General features: G+C 72.3%; 6 protein-coding genes. 4 read left to right on the top strand and 2 right to left on the bottom strand.

Features of this window, described 5'->3' with window-relative positions:
- Both ACLQ3F_RS23010 and ACLQ3F_RS23005 read left to right on the top strand, forming a co-directional pair.
- The gene (locus tag ACLQ3F_RS23010; protein WP_425851315.1) at positions 1-777 is read left to right on the top strand and encodes a thioesterase II family protein; all 777 of its coding nucleotides are present in this window, start codon (positions 1-3) and stop codon (positions 775-777) included.
- A 305-nt stretch (positions 778-1,082) separates the two neighbouring features.
- Positions 1,083-2,375 carry a multidrug effflux MFS transporter gene (locus tag ACLQ3F_RS23005; protein ID WP_425851313.1) on the top strand — a complete coding sequence of 431 codons (1,293 nt, stop codon included), beginning with the start codon at positions 1,083-1,085 and terminating at the stop codon, positions 2,373-2,375.
- A 47-nt stretch (positions 2,376-2,422) separates the two neighbouring features.
- Here the strand turns inward: ACLQ3F_RS23005 and ACLQ3F_RS23000 are convergent, their stop codons facing one another.
- Positions 2,423-3,094 carry a hypothetical protein gene (locus ACLQ3F_RS23000; protein WP_357203608.1) on the bottom strand — a complete coding sequence of 224 codons (672 nt, stop codon included), beginning with the start codon at positions 3,092-3,094 and terminating at the stop codon, positions 2,423-2,425.
- 23 nt (positions 3,095-3,117) lie between these two features.
- Between ACLQ3F_RS23000 and ACLQ3F_RS22995 the strand changes: the two genes are divergently transcribed.
- Positions 3,118-3,636 (top strand): acyl-CoA thioesterase, encoded by a 519-nt coding sequence (locus ACLQ3F_RS22995; protein ID WP_203125586.1) that lies wholly within the window; start codon positions 3,118-3,120, stop codon positions 3,634-3,636.
- Positions 3,637-3,779: 143 nt separating this feature from the next.
- Positions 3,780-5,777 carry an acetoacetate--CoA ligase gene (locus ACLQ3F_RS22990; protein ID WP_425851310.1) on the top strand — a complete coding sequence of 666 codons (1,998 nt, stop codon included), beginning with the start codon at positions 3,780-3,782 and terminating at the stop codon, positions 5,775-5,777.
- Between the two features lie 29 nt (positions 5,778-5,806).
- Here ACLQ3F_RS22990 and ACLQ3F_RS22985 read toward each other — a convergent pair whose 3' ends face one another.
- A complete protein-coding gene (locus ACLQ3F_RS22985; protein WP_357222873.1) occupies positions 5,807-6,496 on the bottom strand; it encodes a TIGR03089 family protein in 690 nt (229 codons plus the stop codon).
- Positions 6,497-6,536 lie beyond the last annotated feature (40 nt).

The raw sequence follows: 6,536 nt of genomic DNA, 5'->3' as shown, positions 1-6,536 counted from the left end.
GTGAACCGCCTCACCACCCACGCGCCCGCCCGCGCCCAGGGCTGGCTGGCCGCCGGGCCGCGCCGCCGCGTCACCCCCGCCGTCCGACTGATCTGCCTGCCGTACGCCGGTGGTGGGTCCTCGGCGTACCACGGGTGGCAGGAGCTGCTCGGCGACGATGTCGAGGTCTGCCCGGTCGAGCTGCCCGGACGGCAGTCCCGCTGGCGTGAGCCGGCGTACACCGGGGTGCGGCAGCTGGTGGAGGCCCTCGCCCCGGCGCTGGCCCCCGAGCTGGGGGTGCCCTACGCCCTGTTCGGGCACAGTATGGGGGCGTTGGTCTCCTTCGAGCTGGCCCGCGAACTGCGTCGCCGCGCGGTGCCGCCGCCCCGGGTCCTCTTCGCCGCCGGTGCCCTCGCGCCGGGGCTGCGGCGTACCTCGCCGAACATTCACGACCAACCGGACGCGGTGGTCGTCGAACGGCTGCGTGAGCTGGGCGGTCTGGACGAGGAGATCCTGGCCGAACCCGAACTGCTCGACCTGCTCCTACCCGCCATCCGCGCCGACTTCGCGGTCTGCGAGACCTACGAGTACCGGCCGGAGCCGCCGCTGAGCTGCCCGATCGTCGCCTTCGCGGGGGACCGGGACCGGGAGGTGCAGCCGGATCGGGTCGCGCCGTGGCGGGAGCACACGTCGGCCGGGTCCACCCTGCACGTGCTGCCGGGCGGACACTTCTTTCCAATGACGGCCCGGGACGCCCTGCTGGGAACCGTCCGGGCCACCCTCGCGGCGGGGAGTTAGACGGAGGGCGGGCCGGTCACCCGGCCCGCCCGACCCGGCATGGTCCGGCAGGCGAGTCGCGCGGCGGACGGGGTGGGGTGACTCCCCACACACCGGGAACGTCACACACCGCCGGGGTGTTGCCGACCGAGAGAATCACCCTCGGATCATCGCGCCACCCGGCCACCCCCGCCACGACCCCTGCCTCGTCACATCCACGCTGCCCACCGCCGGGCACCCCACACTGGGACGCCGCGTCCGCGCGGCTCCGGTGACGCCCGCGCCGCCGCTCGTGACGACGCACCAGCTTCCGCAGAGAGATCGAGATGATGAAGCAGTTGGTGGACAAGACCGGACACGAATCAGCCGTCGCGCAAGAGGTACTGCCCGGCGACCTGATGACCAACCGTCAGCGGGCGCAGCTCGTCCTGGTGCTGGGCGCCCTGATCGCGATCGGGCCGCTGACCATCGACATGTACCTGCCCGCGCTACCCGCCATCACGGCGGGCCTGCAGACCACCGAGACCGCCGTGCAATTGACGCTGACCGGCACGCTTGTCGGTCTCGCGTTGGGCCAGTTGCTGATCGGGCCGCTCTCCGATGTGGTCGGGCGACGGGTGCCGCTGCTGGCCGGTCTGGCCGTGCACATCGTGGCATCCGTGCTGTGCGTCTTCGCACCCAACATCGAGGTCCTCGGCGGGCTGCGCGTACTCCAGGGGCTCGGCGTCGCCGCCGCCACCGTGGTCGCGACGGCAGTGGTCCGCGACCTGTTCAGCGGTGCCTCCTTCGCCCGGATCTTCTCCCGGCTGATGCTCGTCATGGGCCTGGCGCCCATCCTCGCGCCGACGCTCGGCAGCGGCCTGCTGAGCTGGACCGACTGGCGGGGCGTCTTCGCGGCGCTGGCGGTGCTGGGCGCGCTGCTGATCGTCGTGGCCGCGTTCCGGCTCCCGGAGACCCTTCCGGTGGCGCGTCGGCGGCACGGCGGGGTGAGCGCCACCCTCCGCGACTATCGGGGGCTGCTCAACGACCGGGCGTTCGTCGGCCTGGTGCTGGTCGCCGGGCTGGCGATGGCCGCCCTGTTCGCGTACGTCTCGGGTTCGTCGTTCGTGCTCCAGCAGGAGTACGGCCTCGACGAGCAGCAGTTCGGCATCGCCTTCGGGGCCGGCGCGGTGGGCCTGATCGGGGCCACCCAGTTCAACGTGCGGCTGCTGCGCCGCTACACCCCGCAGCAGATCCTGGTGAGCGCCCTGATCGCCGGAACGGCAGCCGGACTGCTGCTGGTCATGTTCGCGGCGACCGGCATCGGTGGCCTGGGCACCCTGCTCGCGTCACTGTGGCTGGTCCTGGCCGCCGCCGGTCTCGCCCTGCCCAACGCGCCGGCACTGGCCATGAGCCGGCACAGCGAGGCCGCCGGCACCGCCGCAGCGCTGCTCGGCGCGGTGCAGTTCGGCATCGGTGCGTTGTCGGCGCCACTGGCCGGTCTGTTCGGCACCGGGAGCGTACCGATGGCGATAGTCATCGCGGGCGGTATGGCCGCCGCGCTGATCGTCATGCTCCTCGTCGTGCCCCGCGCCGGCCTCGGCACAGTCGACCCGGACCTGGCGATCGCGCTGCACTAGCCCGCAAGAGACGGAGGGCGGGCCGGTCACCCGGCCCGCCCCGGCGATCAGCGGATCTCGGTGGTGTCCTCGGGTCGCGGTTGGCCGCGCGGTGGGGCGGACCAGGGTGATTCGCCACCCACCCGGCGGGGCAGCGGATCGGTCGATGTCGAGTCGGCCGGGTAACCCAGAGTGAGGGGCGCGGTGTCGCGCTCCGTGGGCGCGGGAGGCGTCCAGTCGGTCAACGTGAAGTTGTCGTCGCGGGGGCCTCCGTCCGACCCCGGGGTGGGTGCCGCGGTCGGTTCGGTCGCTGGGCTCGGCCACTGCCGCCACCGCTGTTGACTGAAGGTCGCCATCAGCAGCAGTAGGCCGAGCAGGAAGAGCGTGCCGTTCTCCACGGGCAGTCGCAGCGGCAGAGGATCGCCGAACACCTTCCACTCGTGCGGGATCGCGTCCCGCACCGAGAAGGGCGCCACGAACATCCCGATGTACGGGGTGACCAGCAACGCACCGGCCACCAACGGGCCCAGCGGCGAGAAGCGCAGCGTGCCGAGCAGGCCCAGCAGGACACCGCCGACACCGAGGTACACGGCCGGCTCGATCAGGTTGGCGGTGTTGAACGTGCCGATCTCCACCCAGCGGTCGACCGTCCGGCTCGACCCGTCCTGCCCCAGTGTGACCAGCACCCAGGTGATGGGCGCCACCACCAGCCCGGCGAGGAAGCTCCAGAGATGTCGCATCCGCGCACCGTACCGTTTTCGACATGACTGAGCACCTCTCCGCCCCTCCAACCGGCAAGCCGACGTCGTACTCGCGCGTCACTCTCAGCAAGATCATGACCGCGGTGGACGTCAACCTGTACGGCACCGTGCACGGCGGGGTCCTGATGAAGTTCGTCGACGACGTGGCCGGGGCGGCTGCCGCCCGACACAGCGGAGGGACCGCGGTGACCGCGGCGATCGACGAGATCGTCTTTTCCGAGGCGGTCCGGGTCGGCGACCTGGTGCACGCGCACGCCCAGGTGAACTGGACCGGCCAGACCTCGATGGAGGTGGGCGTGCGGGTGGTCGCCGAACGGTGGGACTCGGCCGAGGACGCGCCGGTCCGGGTCGCCACCGCGTACCTGGTGTTCGTCGGCGTGGACGTGGGTGGGGCGCCGCGGGCGGTCCGCCCGGTGCTGCCCGAGACGGCGGAGGACGAGCGCCGGTACAAGGAGGCGGAGATCCGCCGAGCGCACCGGCTGGCCCGCCGCCGCGCCATCCAGGCCCACCGCGCCGGCTGACCCACATGAGGTGGCGGGTTGCAGTGTGGGACGGGCACGCGTCGGTTGGCCTACCCGGTGCGCAGAATGGCGCTTCGAGGTAGGGCAAGATGGCGCCACGGCCCAGTCACAGTGTCGTGTCGGGCCAGGGGGAGGGTGGAGCAGTGGGTGACATGCTGTGGACGCCGCCGGCGGACGTACGCGAGCGGTCCCGGATCGGTGCCTACCTGCGCTGGCTGCGGGAGCACCGCGGGTTGGACTTCGCCGACTACGACGCGCTGTGGCGCTGGTCCACCACCGACCTGGACGGGTTCTGGCGCTCGATCTGGGACCACTTCGAGGTGATCGCGCACACACCGCCGAGCGCCACCCTCGCCGAGCGGGGGATGCCCGGCGCCCGTTGGTTCCCCGACGCCACGCTCAACTACGCGGAGAACGTGCTGCGGATGCCGGGGCGGGCCGACGACGACCCGGTGGTGATCGCGCACGGGCAGACCCGCCCGCCGGTCACGCTTACCGCTGGGGAGTTGCGCGAGCAGGTCCGCCGGGTGTCGGCCGGGCTGCGCCGGCTCGGCGTCACCGCCGGTGACCGGGTGGCGGCGTACGCCCCGAACATCGCCGAGACGTACGTCCTGCTGCTGGCCACCGCCAGCCTGGGCGCGATCTTCTCGTCCTGCGCGCCCGAGTTCGGCACCCGCAGCGTCACCGACCGTTGGCAGCAGATCGAACCGACGGTGCTGGTCGCCGTGGACGGCTACCGGTACGGCGACAAGCCGGTGGACCGGCGTGCCGAGGTCGCCGCGATCCGGGCCGCCCTGCCGTCGCTGCGCCACACCGTCAGCATCGGCTACCTCGACCCGACGGGCCCCGCACCCGAGGGCGCGCTGGGCTGGGCCGAGCTGGCCGCACCCACCGACGAGCCGTTGACGTTCACGCCGGTGCCGTTCAACCACCCGCTCTACGTGCTGTACTCCTCGGGCACCACCGGCCTGCCGAAGCCGATCGTGCACGGCCACGGCGGCATCCTGCTGGAGCACCTGAAGATGCTCGCCCTGCACCACGATCTGGGCCCGGCCGACCGGTTCTTCTGGTTCACCACCACCGGCTGGATGATGTGGAACTTCCTGGTCTCCGGCCCGGCGGTGGGGGCGACCATCGTGCTCTTCGACGGCAACCCGGGGGTGCGGGCGGAACCCGGCCGGCCGGCCGAGCCTGACCTGGGCGCGCTGTGGCGGCTGGCGGCGGAGACCGGGACGACGTACTTCGGCACCTCCGCGCCGTACCTGCTGGCCTGCCGTAAGGCCGGGTTGGTCCCCCGGGAGGTCGCCGACCTGTCGGCGCTGCGCGGCGTGGGTTCCACCGGTGCGCCGCTGCCCGCCGAGGGCTTCCGCTGGGTGTACGAGACCGTCAGCGACGACGTCCAACTCCAGTCGCTCTCCGGTGGCACCGACGTGTGCACCGGGTTCGTCGGCGGGGTGCCACTGCTGCCGGTGTACGCCGGTGAGATCGCCTGCCGGGCGTTGGGCGCCAAGGTGGAGGCCCGTTCCGCCGACGGCACACCGGTCATCGGCGAACTCGGCGAGCTGGTGATCACCGAACCGATGCCGAGCATGCCGGTGGGCTTCTGGAACGATCCGGACGGCACCCGTTACGCGGAGGCGTACTTCGACGTCTACCCGGGCGTCTGGCGACACGGTGACTGGATCACCATCAACGAGCGGGGCGGCTGCGTGATCACCGGCCGCTCCGACGCCACCCTCAACCGTGGTGGGGTGCGTCTCGGCACCGCCGAGTTCTACTCGGTAGTGGAAGGGCTCGACGAGGTCCTCGACTCGGTCGTCGTGCACCTGGAGGACGACGAGGGCGGTGCCGGTGAGCTGCTGCTCTTCGTGGTGCTGGCCGAGGGTCTGGAGCTGGACGACCCGATGCGCGCGAAGATCTGCCGTGAACTGCGCACGGCGCTCTCACCCCGGCACGTGCCCGACGAGATCCACCAGGTGCGTTCGGTGCCCCGCACCCTCTCGGCGAAGAAGCTGGAGGTACCGGTCAAGAAGATTCTCACCGGCACCCCGGTCGACCAGGCCGCCGCGAAGGGTGCCCTCGCCAACCCCGAGTCCCTGACCGCCTTCGCGGCCCTCGCTCAGTCCCGCACGACGTCCTGACCCGCCCCGGCGGGGCGGGGCGGGCGTGGTCAGGAGAGGGAGTGCGTGACCTTTTCCGCTGTCAACCGGGCGGGCAGGCGGGCGGGGTCCTGGTTGGCGCACAGGACCACTGTGGCGGCCCGGGTCAGCGGGGCCAGCAGCCAGTCGACCGGGTCGGGGTGCCGGGCGGCGTCGATGAGGACCCGGGCGCCGGGGAGGATGCCCAACTCGGTGGCGCGGGCCTCGGCGCGGCTCAGCAGGTGCGCGTCGGTGGGGCCGGGGCCGGACTGCGGCGTGAAGTGGTCACCGTGTCCGCGTACCTCGACGACGTAGTCGACGAATCCGGGCGGCACCTGTCGAAGTGGGGCGGCGAGCGGGGCCAACCCGAGGGCGTAGCGCTCGTCGGCGGACCAGGACTGCGCCTCGTCGAACCTGTCGGCGGCGGCGAAGAGCACCCCCACCTCGCCCGGCGTGTCGACGACGCTCAGCTTGGCCGACCAGCAGGCCAGCAGCACCGCCGCGGTCTGCCAGTGTGGCGGCAGCACCACGCCGGCCGGGGTGCCCGGCGCGAGGCCGACCTCGTCGACGAGGAGGTTGGCGGTCTTCGCCACCCAGTTCGCCAACGTGACGCCGGAGAGTTCGGTGCGGTCGCCGGTGGCGTCGTCGTACCAGGTGAGCAGCGGTCGGGTCGGGTCGGACGCGATCGCGTCGGCGAACACCCGGGCAATGTTGTCGGCCATCGGCGCGAACGATACGCCCCTGCGGGCCGTACTCGATGAC

The sequence above is a fragment of the Micromonospora sp. DT15 genome (assembly GCF_049841475.1).
GTDB lineage: Bacteria > Actinomycetota > Actinomycetes > Mycobacteriales > Micromonosporaceae > Micromonospora.
Note: the sequence above shows the minus strand (reverse complement) of the source record. Positions and strands in the feature narration are given on the sequence as shown.

Excerpts from the sequence above, each read along its gene's own strand:
- ACLQ3F_RS23005 (WP_425851313.1), top strand. The coding sequence starts at position 1,083 with ATGATGAAGCAGTTGGTGGACAAGACCGGACACGAATCAGCCGTCGCG.
- ACLQ3F_RS23000 (WP_357203608.1), bottom strand. The coding sequence starts at position 3,094 with ATGCGACATCTCTGGAGCTTCCTCGCCGGGCTGGTGGTGGCGCCCATC.
- ACLQ3F_RS22995 (WP_203125586.1), top strand. The coding sequence starts at position 3,118 with ATGACTGAGCACCTCTCCGCCCCTCCAACCGGCAAGCCGACGTCGTAC.
- ACLQ3F_RS22985 (WP_357222873.1), bottom strand. The coding sequence starts at position 6,496 with ATGGCCGACAACATTGCCCGGGTGTTCGCCGACGCGATCGCGTCCGAC.